Annotated in this window: 10 protein-coding genes and 1 pseudogene; 6 read left to right on the top strand and 5 right to left on the bottom strand. The window is 73.1% G+C overall.

The window, feature by feature from the left end; translation table 11 throughout:
* Positions 1-155: 155 nt before the first annotated feature.
* From ACZ6TD_RS05410 to ACZ6TD_RS05420, 3 genes and pseudogenes are all read left to right on the top strand, one after another.
* Positions 156-410 (top strand): annotated as a pseudogene (locus ACZ6TD_RS05410) (nitronate monooxygenase); the annotation flags it as partial.
* Positions 411-448: 38 nt separating this feature from the next.
* Entirely contained in the window at positions 449-1,951 is a 1,503-nt protein-coding gene (locus ACZ6TD_RS05415) for a glutamate synthase subunit beta (protein ID WP_471351231.1), read from the top strand.
* Between the two features lie 111 nt (positions 1,952-2,062).
* The gene (locus ACZ6TD_RS05420; protein WP_471351232.1) at positions 2,063-3,061 is read left to right on the top strand and encodes an MBL fold metallo-hydrolase; all 999 of its coding nucleotides are present in this window, start codon (positions 2,063-2,065) and stop codon (positions 3,059-3,061) included.
* Positions 3,062-3,069: 8 nt separating this feature from the next.
* Here the strand turns inward: ACZ6TD_RS05420 and ACZ6TD_RS05425 are convergent, their stop codons facing one another.
* Together ACZ6TD_RS05425 and lpdA are read right to left on the bottom strand one after the other, a co-directional pair.
* Entirely contained in the window at positions 3,070-5,709 is a 2,640-nt protein-coding gene (locus ACZ6TD_RS05425) for a SpoIIE family protein phosphatase (protein WP_471351234.1), read from the bottom strand.
* An 84-nt stretch (positions 5,710-5,793) separates the two neighbouring features.
* The gene (lpdA, locus tag ACZ6TD_RS05430; RefSeq protein WP_471351236.1) at positions 5,794-7,194 is read right to left on the bottom strand and encodes a dihydrolipoyl dehydrogenase; all 1,401 of its coding nucleotides are present in this window, start codon (positions 7,192-7,194) and stop codon (positions 5,794-5,796) included.
* 30 nt (positions 7,195-7,224) lie between these two features.
* Here lpdA and ACZ6TD_RS05435 point away from each other — a divergent pair, with 30 nt between their 5' ends.
* On the top strand, positions 7,225-7,614 hold the full coding sequence (locus ACZ6TD_RS05435) for an RNA-binding S4 domain-containing protein (RefSeq protein ID WP_046084839.1): 390 nt from the start codon (positions 7,225-7,227) through the stop codon (positions 7,612-7,614).
* Positions 7,615-7,621: 7 nt separating this feature from the next.
* Here the strand turns inward: ACZ6TD_RS05435 and ACZ6TD_RS05440 are convergent, their stop codons facing one another.
* Genes ACZ6TD_RS05440 through ACZ6TD_RS05450 form a run of 3 tightly spaced genes read right to left on the bottom strand, consistent with a single transcriptional unit; the run spans position 7,622 to position 11,844 of the window.
* Entirely contained in the window at positions 7,622-8,875 is a 1,254-nt protein-coding gene (locus ACZ6TD_RS05440; protein WP_471351238.1) for an NAD(P)/FAD-dependent oxidoreductase, read from the bottom strand.
* Positions 8,872-10,299, bottom strand: coding sequence for an FAD-dependent oxidoreductase (locus ACZ6TD_RS05445; RefSeq protein ID WP_471351240.1), 1,428 nt, complete (start codon positions 10,297-10,299; stop codon positions 8,872-8,874). Before ACZ6TD_RS05445 ends, ACZ6TD_RS05440 begins: the two co-directional genes overlap by 4 nt.
* A gap of 48 nt (positions 10,300-10,347) precedes the next feature.
* The gene (locus ACZ6TD_RS05450) at positions 10,348-11,844 is read right to left on the bottom strand and encodes an FGGY family carbohydrate kinase (RefSeq protein WP_471351241.1); all 1,497 of its coding nucleotides are present in this window, start codon (positions 11,842-11,844) and stop codon (positions 10,348-10,350) included.
* Positions 11,845-12,096: 252 nt separating this feature from the next.
* Here ACZ6TD_RS05450 and ACZ6TD_RS05455 point away from each other — a divergent pair, with 252 nt between their 5' ends.
* Complete coding sequence (locus ACZ6TD_RS05455; RefSeq protein ID WP_470004020.1) at positions 12,097-13,104, top strand: hypothetical protein; 1,008 nt, start codon at positions 12,097-12,099, stop codon at positions 13,102-13,104.
* A 58-nt stretch (positions 13,105-13,162) separates the two neighbouring features.
* Positions 13,163-14,683: an amino acid permease gene (locus tag ACZ6TD_RS05460; protein WP_471351242.1), complete on the top strand. Its 1,521-nt coding sequence runs from the start codon at positions 13,163-13,165 to the stop codon at positions 14,681-14,683.
* Positions 14,684-14,733: the final 50 nt, after the last annotated feature.

The following is a 14,733-nucleotide window of genomic DNA, read 5'->3' on the forward strand; positions in this document are numbered from 1 at the left end:
AGGAGGGGTGCGGGTCGCCCCCTCGTTCACGCCGGCCCCCGAGCGCGAGCTGATCGACCGGCTCAAGGACGCGGGCGCGGTGGACGTCCCGGTCGTGGCCGCGGGCGGCTTCCACGACGGGCGGGGCCGGCGGACGGCCGGGCTGAGCCGACGCGCGGATGGTGCGCGACGGGCTGGCGATGCGGCACGGCAAGGACCTCACCTGGAGCCAGGTCCTGCCGGCCGCCACCGCCCCGATGCCGCTGAAGGCGTCGATGGTGGACGGCCGCACCGACACGGGGGTGACGGCCTCCGGTCAGGTGGCCGGGGTGATCGGGGATCTGCCCACCTGCGCGGAGCTGGTGGACCGGATCACGGCCGAGGCCGCGCAGACCCTGGACCTGCTGACCAGCGGTCGTACAGTGGGGTGAAAGCGGCCAGACCATGACATGGGTAATGGGAGGTCGTCATGGCCGACCCCAAGGGTTTCCTCACGACACCCCGTCGTCTTCCGCCCCGGCGTCCGGTGGACGAGCGGGTGCGGGACTGGGACGAGGTTCCGGCGCCCGGCGGACTGCTGCCGATCATCAACGCGCAGGCGGGCCGCTGCATGGACTGCGGCATCCCGTTCTGCCACGAGGGCTGCCCGCTGGGGAACCTCATCCCGGAGTGGAACGACCTGGTCTCCCGTGACGACTGGCTGCGCGCGAGCGAGCGGCTGCACGCCACCAACAACTTCCCGGAGTTCACCGGCCGGCTGTGCCCGGCCCCCTGCGAGAGCGCCTGTGTGCTCGCCATCAACCAGCCGGCGGTCACCATCAAGAACGTCGAGGTGGCCATCGCCGACCGGGCCTGGGAGAGCGGCCATGTGACCCCCAAGCCACCGGACCGGCTGAGCGGCCGGACCGTCGCCGTCGTCGGCTCGGGGCCCGCGGGCCTGGCCGCGGCCCAGCAGCTCACCCGCGCGGGGCACACCGTGGCGGTGTACGAGCGGGACGACCGGGTGGGCGGACTGCTCCGCTACGGCATCCCCGAGTTCAAGATGGAGAAGCGCCATCTGGACCGGCGGCTGGAGCAGATGCGCGCGGAAGGCACCAAGTTCCGTACCGGCGTGGACGTCGGCACCGATATGGACGCCGCCGAGATCCGGGCGCGCTACGACGCGGTCGTGATAGCCGTGGGCGCCCGAGCCTGGCGTGAACTGCCCGTTCCAGGAAGGGAGTTGGCCGGGATCCATCAGGCGATGGAGTATCTGCCGATGGCCAATCGGGTGCTGGAGGGCGACTACGCCCGGCCGCCGATCACCGCCGAGGGCAAGCATGTGGTCATCGTCGGCGGCGGGGACACCGGCGCGGACTGTCTGGGCACCGTGCTGCGGCAGGGCGCCGCCTCCGTGACCCAACTGGACATCCACCCCCGCCCCGGCGACGAGCGGACCGAGGGCGAGCCCTGGCCCACCTACCCCAAGATCTACCGGATGTCCGCCGCCCATGAGGAGGCGCGGGAGCTGGCGGCCTCTCCGGAGGCGGACGTGGACGCGCGGGTCTTCTCCGCGACCACCGTCCGCTTCGAGGGGACCGCACCGGACGCGGAGCGGCCGCACGGCGGCGTCCGGGCGCTGCGTCTGGTCGGGGCCCGTGCCGATGGCGACCCCGGACCGGGCACGGAGCGGGTGCTGCGGGCGGATCTGGTGCTGCTGGCCCTCGGCTTCCGCGGCCCGGAGCGGGACGGTGGGCTGATCGACCAGCTCGGTCTCGAGCTCGACGAGCGCGGCACCGTCGCCCGCGACGCGTCCTTCGCCACCAGCGCGGACGGGGTGTTCGTGGCGGGTGACGCGGGCCGTGGCCAGTCGCTGATCGTCTGGGCGATCGCCGAGGGCCGCTCGGCCGCGGCCGCCGTGGACCGCTATCTCGCGGGCTCCACGACGCTCCCGGCACCGGTCGGGCCGACCGACCAGCCGATGACGGCCTGACGACCGACCTGCCGATGACGGCCTGACGCGGCGGTGGCCGGGTGGCGGGGACCCGCGCGGGTAGGGCGGGCCGCCTGCCACGGGTGTGCGGCGCGGGCATAGTGTGCGTCCATGATCTCGCAATCCCCCCTCCTCACCGTGGCCGACGGTGTGCACATCTGGTCCCCCACCCCGAGCGCCGGCTGGGGTCTGGCCAACTGCGGTCTGATCGTCTCGCCCGACGGCCACGCCGCCTGGATCGACAGCCCCTACGACCGTCGGATGGCCGGTGAGTTCCTGGAATACAGCCGTGCCCTGCTGCCCGACGGGGGCCGGATCGAGCGGGTGGTCGTCACCCATGCCAACGGCGACCACCTGTGGGGCGCGGAGGTCGTACCGGACGCGGAGATCGTGGCCACCCGCGAGGCGCTCGGCCACATCGAGTACGAGCCCTCGCCACAGCAACTGCACGGCCTGGTGCACGGCAGCGATCCGGCGACTCCCCTCGGCTGGTACCTCCAGCGGCACTTCGGGCGGTTCGACTGGTCCGCCACCGAGGTGGTCGAGCCGACGCTCACCTTCGTGGGCGAACTCGACCTGCGCGTGGGCCAGGTGCCGGTGCGGCTGTTCAGCCTGGAGTCCGCGCACACCGCGGGCGACCTGGTGGCGTATCTGCCGCGGCAGAAGGTGGCGTTCACCGGCGATGTCATCTTCGCCTCCGGTCCGCAGGACCCCGGCGACCACGCGGTGCACTGGGCGGGCCCGCTGGACAATGTGATCTCCGCGTGCGAGCGGGTGCTCGCGACCGGGGCCGAGGTGATCGTCCCCGGCCATGGCCCGGTCCTCGACCGGGAGGGGGTCCGCGGCCACATCGGCTATCTGGAACATCTGCGGGACCGCACGCGGGAGCTGCACACGGCCGGGGTACCGGCCCTGGAGGCCGCCCGCACCCTGATCGCCGAGAACGCGTATCCGTCGCTGGGCCTGCCCGAGCGGCTGGTGATCACGGTGGGCTCGGAGTACCGGCATCTGAACGGCACGGAGGAGGCGGCGGACCTCATGGCCACCATGGCCGATCTGGCCCAGGTGGCATGGGAGCGGCGCGAGGGCGCGCAGGCGGCCTCGGCCTGACCACCTGGTCACCGCAGGGCGCGCTCCGCGGCCGGGAGGTCCTGCTCGGTCCAGATGATCTTGCCTTGGCTGGTGTAGCGGGTGCCCCAGCGCTGGACCATCTGGGCGACGAGGAACAGCCCGCGTCCCCCCTCGTCGGTGGTGGCCGCCCGGCGCAGATGGGGCGCGGTGGTGCTGCCGTCGGCGACCTCGCAGATCAGTGCCCGGTCGCGCAGCAGGCGCAGCCGTACGGGGCCCACCGCGTGCCGGATGGCGTTGCCGAGCAGCTCGCTGACCACCAGCTCGGTGGTGAAGGCGGCCTCCTCCAGGTTCCACTCGGCCAGGGTGCGGGCGACGGCCGCCCGCATCCTGGCCACCACCTCCGGATCCGCCGGGAGGTCCCACGAGGCCACCCGGCGCGGGTCCAGCGCGGCGGTACGGGCGATGAGCAGGCAGACGTCGTCGGTGCGGCGCGGCGAGAGCAGGTCGGCCATCACGGTGTCGCAGGCCCGCTCCGGGTCGGGGTCGGCATCGGTGAGGGCGTCCCGCAACTGGGCGAGCCCGGCCTCGATGTCCCGTTCGCGGTCCTGCACCAGCCCGTCGGTGTAGAGGACGATGCGGCTGCCCTCGGGCAGCTCCGTCTCGGCCGCCTCGTAGAGCCGTCCGCCGAGTCCCAGCGGCGGTCCTGCGGGCGGGTCGAGGAAGGTCACCGAGCCGTCGGGATGGACCAGGGCCGGGGGCGGATGGCCGCCCCGCGCCAGGGTGCAGTGCCGGGAGACCGGGTCGTAGACCGCGTACAGACAGGTGGCCCCGGCGGCCCCGGCGCCGCCGCCCATGGCGGTCTCCTCCCGGTCGAGCTGGTCGACCACGTCGTCGAGCCGGGCGAGCAGCTCATCGGGGGGAAGGTCCACGACGGAGAAGTTGCGCACGGCGGTGCGCAGCCGGCCCATCGTCGCGGCGGCGTGCAGTCCGTGGCCGACGACATCGCCGACGACGAGGGCGACCCTGGCCCCGGACAGCGGGATGACGTCGAACCAGTCGCCTCTCACCCCGCCGGGGGCGGGCAGATAGCGCTGGGCGGCCACGACGGCCTGCTGCTCGGGGCGGCCGCGCGGCAGCAGGCTCTCCTGGAGGGCCAGGGTGGTGGCGTGCTCGCGCGCGTAGCGGCGGGCGTTGTCGATGGCGACCGCCGCCTGACCGGCCAGCTCCTCGGCGAAGGTCCGGTCCTCCTCGTCGAACGGCGGGGTGTCCCCCGAGCGCCAGAACGCCGCCTGGCCCAGCCGGACGCCGCGCCCGCTGAGCGGCACGGCCAGCAGCGAGTGGATGCCGTACTCCCTCACCCACTCCAGCCGCTCCGGGTCCCGGGGCGTCCAGTCGGCGTGGGACGGCAGCTCGCCGACGGCGAACACGCGCGCCTGGCCGGTGCCCCCGGCCCGCTGGGTGACGGGGAAGGACGACACGCGCTCACCGACCCGGCGCAGCGGAGGGTCCTGCCGGATGCCGCTGAAGGCGGCCCGGCGCAGCGGCGAGTCCCGGTCGCCCGGCTCCTCGCCGCCCAGCACGGCCTCGTGCAGATCGACGGTGGCGTAGTCGGCGAAGCGCGGCACGGCGACCCGGGTCAGTTCCTGGGCGGTGCCTTCCATGTCGAGGCTGCTGCCCACGCGGACTCCGGCCTCGTACAGCAGCCGGAGGCGTGCGTAGGCCCGGTCGGCCTTGTCCGTCAGGGCGCGCAGCTCGGTGGTGTCCCGCAGGGTGGCGACGCTGCCCCAGGGCTGTCCGCCCCGCTCCGCCGGGCGCTGGTTGACCGCCAGCAGCCGGTTCCCGACCTCGTACACCTCGTCGGTGGCCTCGCGGGCGGAGGCGAGCAGCCCGGCGATCTCCGGGGGCAGACCGACGTCGGTGATCCGCCGTCCGTGCGCGTCGCGTGCGAGACCCAGCAGGAGCAGCGCCTCGTCGTTGGCGAGCAGCAGCCGTCCCTCGTCGTCGAGGATCAGCACCCCCTCCCGAACCGAGCGCAGCACGGCATGGTGGTGTTCGTACATCCTGGTGATCTCGGCGGGGCCGAGCCGGTGGGTCTGGCGCCGCAGCCGCCGGGCCACGAGCGCCGCGCCGCCCCCGCCCAGGAGGAGGGCGAAGGCCGTGGAGCCGTAGATCACCGGCAGTTGACGGCTGACCGTGCGGGCCACGGAGGGGATGGAGACCCCGGCGCTGACGACGCCGATCACCCGGCCCCGGGCGTTGGTGACCGGCACGGCGGCCCGGATCGAGGGGGCCGGGCGGGTGATGCCCGGGGTCTTGTCGGTGAAGGCCCGGCCCACCGTGGCCGGGTAGAGGCTGCGGTCGACGCGCTTGCCGATCATCTTCGGGTTCGGATGGCTGCAGCGGATGCCCCGGGGGGTGGTCACCACGATGTAGTCGACACCGGTCCGCCGCCGGACCTTCTCGGCGTAGGGCTGGAGGGTCCTGGAGGGGTCGCGGGACTCCAGCGCCTGCTGGACGCCGGGGGCGAAGGCGACGGTCCGTGCGACGGTCAGCGCACGGCCCCGGGCCTGGTTGTCCCGGCTGCCGCGCGCCTGGAGGGACAGCGTGGCCCCCGCGGCGAGCACCAGGAGCGTCACGATGACCAGCATCAGGGCGAGCACCTGCCCGCCGACACTGCGCGAGCTCAAGCCCGAGCGCACGTTCACATGCCCTGTCTAACGCACATCCGCGGGTCGCACACCTGGTGGCGGCCGGGGTGGGAGCACCGGCGGTCACATGTTGATCATGTGTCCGGCGAGCCCGTGGACGGCCTCCTTCACCGCCTCGCTGAGGGTCGGATGGGCGTGGACGTTGCGGGCCACCTCGTGCACGGTGAGATCCCACTGCTGGGCGAGGGTGAGCTCGGGCAGCAGTTCGGTGACCTCGGGGCCGATGAGGTGGCCGCCCAGCAGCTCGCCGTGGCGGCCGTCGCCGATGAGCTTCACGAAGCCGACCGGGTCGCCGAGCCCCTGGGCCTTCCCGTTGGCGGTGAACGGGAACTTCGCCACCCGGACGTCGAAGCCGCGCTCGCGCGCCTGGGCCTCGGTCCAGCCGAAGCTGGCGATCTGCGGCTGGCAGAACGTGGCGCGCGGGATCATCACATAGTCCAGCTCCATGGTCTCCGCACCGGCGATGGTCTCGGCCGCGACGATGCCCATGGCCTCCGCGGCGTGCGCCAGCATCAGCTTGGCGGTGACGTCGCCGATGGCGAAGATGTGCGGCACATTGGTGCGGCACCGGCCGTCGATGCCGATGGCGCCCCGCTCGGTCAGCCGGACGCCGGTGTGCTCCAGCCCGTATCCGTGCACCCGCGGCCGGAACCCGATGGCCTGGAGCACCCGGGCGGCCTGGAGGGTCTGCCGCTGGCCGCCCGTGGTCACCATGACCTTGACCGCGGGGCCCGCGTCGTTGATCGCCTCCACCCGGGTGGAGGTCAGGATGTTCATGCCGAGCCTGCGGAAGCGCCGGGTGAGCTCGGCGGAGACCTCCTCGTCCTCCAGGGGCACGATCCGGTCCATGAACTCCACCAGCGTCACCTGCACCCCGTAGCTGTGCATGATGTACGCGAACTCCACGCCGATGGCGCCCGCGCCCGCGATCAGAACGCTGCCGGGCAGGGTGGGCGAGAGGATCTGCTCCTCGTAGGTCACCACCCGCTCGCTGAGGGAGGTGCCGGGCAGCAGATTGGTGATCGAGCCCGCGGCGATGACGCAGTGGTCGAAGGTGAGCGTCTCGGTGCCGCCGCCGGAGCGGGTGACCCGCATGTCGTGGGGTCCGGTGAAGGTGCCCCGGCCCTCGTACTGGGTGATCTTGTTCTTCTTCATCAGATAGTGGACGCCCTTGACCCGTCCGTCGGCCACCTTGCGGCTGCGCTCGAACGCGTCGCGGTAGTCCACGGTGACATCGCCGTTCACCCGGATGCCGAAGTCCTTGGCCTCGTGGATGAACAGATGGGCCAGCTCGGCATTGCGCAGCAGGGCCTTGGACGGGATGCAGCCCACGTTCAGGCAGACGCCGCCCCAGTAGCGTTCCTCGACCACGGCCGTGGTCAGGCCCAGCTGGGCGGCGCGGATCGCGGCGACATAGCCACCCGGCCCGGCTCCCAGGACCACCACGTCGAAATGTGCGCTCATGCGTCGCACCTTAGACATTAGAGTCGGGGTATGGCTTCAGACGAGGGGTCCGTACGGGTGGACAGCTGGATCTGGTCCGTGCGGCTGACCAAGACGCGCTCCATGGCGTCCTCGGCCTGCCGCGCGGGGCACGTCCGGGTCAACGGCGAGCGCGTCAAGCCCGCACACACGGTGCGACCCGGGGACGAGGTGCGGCTGCGCCATGCGGGGCGCGACCGGATCGTGGTCGTCTCGCGCATCGTGCGCAAGCGGGTCGGGGCGCCGGTGGCGGTGGAGTGCTACGTCGACAACAGCCCGCCGCCGCCTCCGCGCGAGCACACCGTGCCGATCGGGCTGCGCGACCGCGGGACGGGCCGCCCCACCAAGCGCGACCGGCGCGAGATGGAGCGGCTGCGCGGTACGCCCGGGGGCCTCGGCTGAGAACTGGTCAGTCCGCGGTGATACGCACGGGGCCGCCGTGTGCGTCGGCCCCGGCGATCCAGTCGGCGGGCAGGTGGAACGGCCGGTTGGGCGCCACCGTGTGAGGAAGGCGTCCGCGGTGCAGCGTCCGGCCGTCCTGGCTGACGGTGAGCACCGGCAGGGTCAGGAACCGCGTGGTGCGCAGGGTGAACCGGCCGCGCGGCGGCCGGGGCCCGTCCGGGGTGAGCCGGTTGGGTGAGATCCACAGCAGCGGCGCCTCGACCCGCACCGGCAGCGGTCCCGGGGTCCATGGCACACCCGCGAGATGGCGCAGTACGGGCCCGGCGGCGAACCGGCCGTCGAGGGCGGCGATATCGGCGGTCTCGACCGGGTGCAGCAGATTGCCCACGGCGAAGACCCCGGGCTCGCCGGTGCGGAACTCGGCGTCGGTGGCCGGGCCCCGGGTGCCGGGGTCGAGGGCGATCCCGGCGCTTCTGGCCAGTTCGTGGTCGGGGATCCAGTCGCCGGTGAACACCACGGTGTCGCAGCCGATGGCCGCGGTCCTGCCGTCCCGGTGCCGCAGCCGTACGCTCTCCAGCCGCCCCCGGCCGGTCAGTTCGGCCACGGTGGCGTCGGTGACCAGCGATACGCCGTGGCGCAGCCAGGTGCCGAGGTGGCGCGCCGGGTGGGTCTGGTGGCGGGGCTGGTCGGTGACCATGGCGACGACCTCGGCCCCGGCCCGGCGCAGGGTGGCCACCGCCGAGTAGCTGACCCGTTCCGCGCCGACGATGACGGCGCGGCGGCCGACGCTCTGGTGGTGCACATGGACGGCCTGCTGCAGCTGCCCGGTGGTGAAGACACCCGCCGGCCGGGTGCCGGGCACCAGGCGGGCGCCGCGCGGGCGTTCCCGGGCGCCGGTGGCCAGGACGACGGCCGTGGCGGTGATCCGCTCCAGGCCGGTCGGGCCGGTGATGTCCACGGTCCGGGGCGCCGCCCAGCCGGTGGCCGTGACACCCGTGCGCAGCACGGCCCCGGCGCGGATGGCGGCGGCGATGTGGTGGCGGGCGTAGTCCGGCCCCCACATCACCCGGCGCAGATCGCGCAGCCCGAATCCGGTGTGGTGGCAGTGGCGGGGGATGCCGCCCGCGCGCTGTTCGCGGTCGAGGACCTCGACCCGGTCCACCCCGGCGGCGGCCAGCCGCGCGGCGACCGCGAGTCCGGCCGGTCCGGCCCCGATGACCAGGACGTCGACGGTGCGGTGGATGCGGTCGGTGGGGGTCATCGCCGGGCCTCCGTCCGGTCCTGGGCCGCGGTGGCCGCCTCGAACTGGGCGCGCACTGCGGCGCCGCAGAAGAATCCCTGGCAGCGCCCGGCCAGGGCCCGGGTGCGGCGCCGGAGGCCGTCGAGCGAGGCCGGTGGCACGGTGGCGGTCAGCGCGTCGCGGATCTCGCCCCGGGTGACGCGTTCGCAGTGGCAGACCACGGTGCCGTACGCGGGGTCGGCGGCGATGAGGTCGGCGCGCTGGTAGGGGCGCGGGAACGCCTCGCCGATGGTGGGCATCCGTACCGGCTCGATCTCCCGCTCGCCTCCGAGGTCAAGACCGCAGTCGACGAGGAGTTCCGCCACATGCGCGGCGATCGCCATGGAGGCGGTGAGTCCGGTGGAGCGGATGCCGCCCACGGCGACATACCGCCGCCCGGGGTCGGTGTGGATCTGGTAGTCGCCGTGCTCGGTGGCGGCGCGCAGCCCGGCGTAGACCGCGGTGACCTCCTCCTCCAGCAGCTCCGGCAGGATCCGCGCGCCCTTCTCGCGGAGCGAGGCCAGTCCGTCGGCCGACGATCCGGTGGCGGTCTTGTCGTCGAGGTCCTCGGCGGTGGGGCCGAGCATCACATTGCCGTACACGGTCGGCGCCACCAGCACGCCCTTGCCGAGCGCGGTGGGCACCGGCAGCAGGATGTGGCCGACCAGGCCGCGGGCGAACTTGTCGAAGACGATGAGCTGGCCGCGGCGCGGGGTCACGGTGAACTCCTCGTGGCCGAGCCGCCGGTTGATCTCGTCCGAGTACAGCCCCGCGGCGTTCACCAGATGACGGGTGCGCAGCACCCCGCGCGGGGTGGCGATCTCGTGGTGGTCCGCGCCGGTGGCGATGGCCCCGGCCGGGCAGTTCAGATGCAGGGCGACGCCCGCGCGGACCGCCTGGGTGGCGTAGGCGAGCGTCGTCGTCCAGGGGCAGATGATGCTCTCGCCGGGGACCTCGAGCGCGCCGAGGGCGCCGGGTCCCAGGTGGGGTTCGCGGGCGTAGACCGCGTCCGCGTCGAGGATGGCCGTCTCGTCGTAGCCGTTGCGCGCCGCCTTCTCGGCGAGTGACGGCAGCGCGGCGAGCTGCTCCCCGTCCCAGGCGACGAGGAGCGCGCCGAGCGGTTCGAGCGGGATGCCGGTCTCGGCGGCGTAGGCGGTCAGCCGCTGGTAGCCCTCGCGCACCAGGCGGGCCTCCAGGGTGCCCGGGGTGGCGTCGAACCCGGTGTGCAGGATCGCGGTGTTGGCCTTGGACGTGCCGTCGCCGACGTCGTTCGACGCCTCGACCAGGGCGATCCGCAAGCGGTACCGGGCCAGTTCGCGGGCGATGGCGGCGCCGACCACCCCGGCGCCGATGATGGCCACGTCGTAGACCTCGTCGGGGAGGTCACCCGTGGTCGTAACGGTCATGCTGGTCCCTTGCTCGGTGGTGGACACGGCTCCTGATGCGCGGGGGCCTCAGTCGTGGGCGGCGGCCGTCGGCGCGTGGTCCAGCAGCGTGGCCACGGCCGAGCGGAAGGCGGCCAGCCGCTCGGCGGCCCGCTCGGCGCTGATCCGCGGTTCGTAGACCGCGGCGGGCTCCCACGCGGGGACCGCCTCCTCGACCGTCAGGCCCGGGTCGAGCCCCATCCGCGCGGCGGCGCCCACGCCCAGCGCCGTGGCGTCCGGCAGCGCCGACACCTCCACCGGCCGCTGCAGCAGATCGGCCTGGGTCTGCATCAGCAGCGCCGAGCGGGTCAGTCCCCCGTCGACGCGCAGGACGGTCAGCGGCGCGCCCAGGTCGGAGGCGGCCGCCTCGGCGATCTCCACGACCTGGGCGGCGATGCCCTCGCACAGGGCGCGCACCAGATGCCCGGCGGTGGTGTCGAGGCCGAGCCCGGTCAGCGAGCCCTTGAGGTCGCCGCGCCACCACGGCGCGGCGAGCCCGGCGAGCGCCGGTACGAAGGTCACTCCCCCGGTGTCGGGCACCGTCCCCCCGACCGGGTCGAGGTCCTGGGGCCCTTGGATCACCCCGAGGTCGCTGAGCCAGCGCACCGCGGAGGCGGCGGTGTACACCTGGCCGTCCAGGCAGTAGCTGGTGCGCCCGCCGAACCGCCAGGCCACACAGGAGACCAGCCCATGGGGGCCACGCCGGGGCCGGTCGCCGGTCTGGGCGAGGAGGAAGGCACCGGTGCCGTACGTGCACTTGGCGGTGGACGGCTCGGTCACCCGCTGCGCCAGCAGGGCCGCCTGCTGGTCGACCAGGAGCCCGGTGAGCGGGACCTCGCCGCCGAAGGCCGTGGTGGTGCCGACCGGCCCGGCGGCGTCGACGACGCGCGGCAGCCGTTCGGCGGTCAGCCCGTACAGGTCCAGCGCCTTCGGGGACCAGGCGACGCGGTCCAGGTCGAGCAGCCCGGTGCGCCCGGCGGTGGCGGCGTCGGTGACGAACGCGCCGGTCAGCCGATGGACGAGCCAGGCGTCGCTGGTGGTGACCACGCCCTCGCCGGTCAGATGGCGCCGGATCCACGCCATCTTGGGCGCCGCGAAGTACGGGTCGAGGGGCAGACCGGTGAGTTCGCGCAGCGTCTCGGCGTGCGGCGCGAGCCGCTCGCACACCGTGTGGGCCCGTCGGTCCTGCCAGACCAGCGCGTCCGTCAGCGGCTCTCCCGTGACGGGGTCCCAGGCCAGTACGGTCTCGCCCTGGTTGGCCAGGCCGACCGCCACGACCGGCTCCCCCGCGGCCGCGAGGGCCTGGCGTCCGGCCTCGAGGACCGAGGTGAGCAGCGCGGCCGGCTCGACCTCCACCAGTGCGCCGGGCAGATAGCGGGGCCGTACGGGCACCTCGGCGGAGCCGATCACCCCGCGCTCGGGGCAGAGCACCAGCGCCTTGGTGCCCGAAGTGCCTTGGTCGATGGCGAGGACCGGGCCGGTCGCGGGGTCGGCCGGGGTGCGGTGGCGACGCTCTGCAGGCAGCATGTCCGGTTCTTCGCTCGGGACGGGCGGATCGTTTCGGGCTCGGGGGACGGCGCGCTCGCGGGACGGGGCGCGGAGATCTTGCCGGAAAGCCTGGTGCAGGCGCGGGGCGGGCGTCAAGACGGCCCGTTCGGGCACGGACCGGAGTCCCCCGTTCCCGAATCGTTGTGCCGGGACTATAAGATCCCTGCAATCATCCCCCAGGCCCATCGTTTTCCCGCGTCCGGTACGTCAGCTCCGTACGAAAGTCATCCGATGCCCGAGGAAGAGTTCCGCCCCGTGTACCACCCCGCGGGCTATGACGGCGGGCTGCGCGTCGCGCTGCAGGATCTGCGCACCGGACGCTGGATATCGATGCGCAATCTGCTCGCGGAGACTCCCACCTGGTCGCTGTGGACCCAGCGCACCCAGGTGCTGGCCACGGCCGCCGCCGGATCCAATGTGGTGGACGCGTGGCGGACCGAGGAGCCGCAGAGCGTGGCGGCCCTGGTGATGCACACCCGGGTCGGGGTGGAGCGCGCGGTGCGCGCACACCGCGAGGGACACCCCCGCACCCGGGAGCTGTGGCGGGAGGCGTGGCAGTCCTGCCAGTTGGCCGCGCACAACTCCCCGGCCGATCCGGTGCCCTGGGTGTGTCTGCTGGCCCTGGCCCAACTGGACAAGGAGCAGCGGCAGGAGGAACACCGGGTGGCCCCGCCCGGTCCGCTGCTGTTCCCCGGCCCCTGGGGGCTGCTGGCGGAGGCCGACCGGCGCGATCCGTACAACCGCGAGGCATACCACCGGATGCTGCAGTTCGTGTACGCCCGGCGGGCCGGGGGTTCGCTGGCCGAAGCGGTCAACTTCGTGCAGTGGGTGGTCTCGGGCGCGCCCGAGGGATCCGCGCTGCAGGTGCTGCCGCTGTACGTCCATGTCGAGCGGTACCGCGAGGAGCGGGGCTACGAGAAGGCGCTCGACCTGCACTGGGCCACCGAGGACGCCACCCGGGACGCGAGGAAGGCGCTGCACGGCTGGTTCGACCACGCGGACGTCGCGACGAGTTCCCTGCTCGATCTCAACCATCTGGCACACGCCCTGTGGGGCGCGCTGCTGTTCTCCGACGCGGCCCGCGTCTTCGAGACGCTGGGGCCGTACTTCACCCCGCTCCCCTGGGCCTACCGCACCCACGACGCGACCGACCGCGCCCTGGCTGAAGAAATGTTTCTTCGCGCCCGGGTCCGCTCGCTGGCCGGCGCCCGTGGGCCAAGACCCGGGGCCCACGGCTGAGCCGATTCCCCCCACCTGTACCACCCCTCGCCCGCCCCAGCATTCCGGAGGTACATTCATGTCCACGGCATGGTCGAGTTCACGTCCCGCCCCCCACCGGGACGATGAACAGCGGCTGCGTGAGCTCGGTTATCAACCCGTCCTGGCCCGCCGCATGGGCGGCTTCGGCAATTTCGCCATCAGTTTCTCGGTCATCTCCATTCTCTCCGGATGCATGACGCTGTACGGCTTCGGGTTGGACACCGGAGGCCCCGCGGTCATGATGTGGGGCTGGGCCGGAGTGGGGCTCTTCGTGCTGTGCGTCGGGCTCGCCCTGGCGGAGGTGACCAGCGCGTACCCCACCTCGGGGGCGCTGTACTACATGGCCGACCGGCTGGGCGGACGGACCTGGGGCTGGTACACCGGATGGCTCAATCTGCTGGGGCTGCTCGGGGCCATCGCCGGAATCGACTACGGCGCCGCCCTGTTCACCGGCGCGCTCTTCAACCTCCAGTGGGGATTCGATCCCACACCGGAATCGACCATGCTCATCTTCGTCTGCATATTGCTGCTGCACGCGGCGCTGAATCTGTTCGGAGTGCGGCTGGTGAGCGTGCTCAACTCGGTCAGTGTGTGGTGGCATTTGGCGGGCGTCGCCATCATCGTCGGCGCGCTGGCGATCGTGCCCTCCCACCACCAGTCGCCCGAATTCGTCTTCACCGAATTCGTCAATGACACCGGCTGGTCGAATCCGCTGTATGTGACCGCGATCGGACTGCTGCTCGCCCAGTACACCTTCTCCGGCTACGACGCCTCCGCGCATCTGTCCGAGGAGACCTCCAACGCCTCCGTCTACGCCGCCCGGGGGATCGTCCGCGCCATCTGGGTGTCCTGGGTGGCCGGGTTCGTGCTGCTGGCCGGGCTCACCTTCGCCATCCAGGACTACGCCGGTACGCAGGGAAGCGCCACCGGGGTGCCGCCGGCGCAGATTCTGATCGACGCCCTGGGCACGGGCGGCGCCACCGCGATGCTGCTCATCGTCATCGTGGCGCAGCTGTTCTGTGGGAACGCCGAGGTGGCGGCGGCCAGCCGGATGGTGTTCGCGTTCAGCCGGGACGGCGCGCTGCCGGGCTCACGGCTGTGGCAGCGGGTCAGCTCCCGTACCCAGACGCCGGTGCTCGCGGTCTGGCTGTCGGTGGCGGTGGCGTGTGTGCTGGCCCTGCCGTCCCTCTACTCCGAGACGGCCTACGGCGCGGTGACCGCCATCAACGTCATCGGGATCACCCCCGCCTACGCCATCCCCGTCTTCCTGCGGCTGCGCGCCGGGGACCGGTTCCAGCCGGGCCCGTGGAACCTGGGCCGCTGGAGCAAGCCGGTGGGCTGGGTCGCGGTGGTGTGGGTGGCGGTGGTGACGGTGCTGTTCTGTCTGCCGCAGTCCAGCCCGGTGACGGTGGACTCGATGAACTACGCCTCGATCGCGCTGGCCGTGGTGCTGCTGCTGGCCACGATCTGGTGGTTCGTGGCCCGCCGCTCGTACAACACACCGTCCGCGTACGGCACCGCGCGTGAGCAGGCGGAGATCGCGGAGGGCATCGTCTGAGGTTCTGCGCAGGTGTGAAGCCGGGTGCGGAAGGAAACCGCACCCGGCTT

It is taken from the genome of Streptomyces yongxingensis (assembly GCF_055597465.1).

What these genes read in the sequence shown, in the direction of transcription:
- ACZ6TD_RS05460 (WP_471351242.1), top strand. Translation starts at nt 13,163, where the DNA reads ATGTCCACGGCATGGTCGAGTTCACGTCCCGCCCCCCACCGGGACGAT.
- ACZ6TD_RS05440 (WP_471351238.1), bottom strand. Translation starts at nt 8,875, where the DNA reads ATGACCCCCACCGACCGCATCCACCGCACCGTCGACGTCCTGGTCATC.
- ACZ6TD_RS05455 (WP_470004020.1), top strand. Translation starts at nt 12,097, where the DNA reads ATGCCCGAGGAAGAGTTCCGCCCCGTGTACCACCCCGCGGGCTATGAC.
- ACZ6TD_RS05445 (WP_471351240.1), bottom strand. Translation starts at nt 10,299, where the DNA reads ATGACCGTTACGACCACGGGTGACCTCCCCGACGAGGTCTACGACGTG.
- lpdA (WP_471351236.1), bottom strand. Translation starts at nt 7,194, where the DNA reads ATGAGCGCACATTTCGACGTGGTGGTCCTGGGAGCCGGGCCGGGTGGC.
- ACZ6TD_RS05450 (WP_471351241.1), bottom strand. Translation starts at nt 11,844, where the DNA reads ATGCTGCCTGCAGAGCGTCGCCACCGCACCCCGGCCGACCCCGCGACC.
- ACZ6TD_RS05415 (WP_471351231.1), top strand. Translation starts at nt 449, where the DNA reads ATGGCCGACCCCAAGGGTTTCCTCACGACACCCCGTCGTCTTCCGCCC.
- ACZ6TD_RS05420 (WP_471351232.1), top strand. Translation starts at nt 2,063, where the DNA reads ATGATCTCGCAATCCCCCCTCCTCACCGTGGCCGACGGTGTGCACATC.
- ACZ6TD_RS05435 (WP_046084839.1), top strand. Translation starts at nt 7,225, where the DNA reads ATGGCTTCAGACGAGGGGTCCGTACGGGTGGACAGCTGGATCTGGTCC.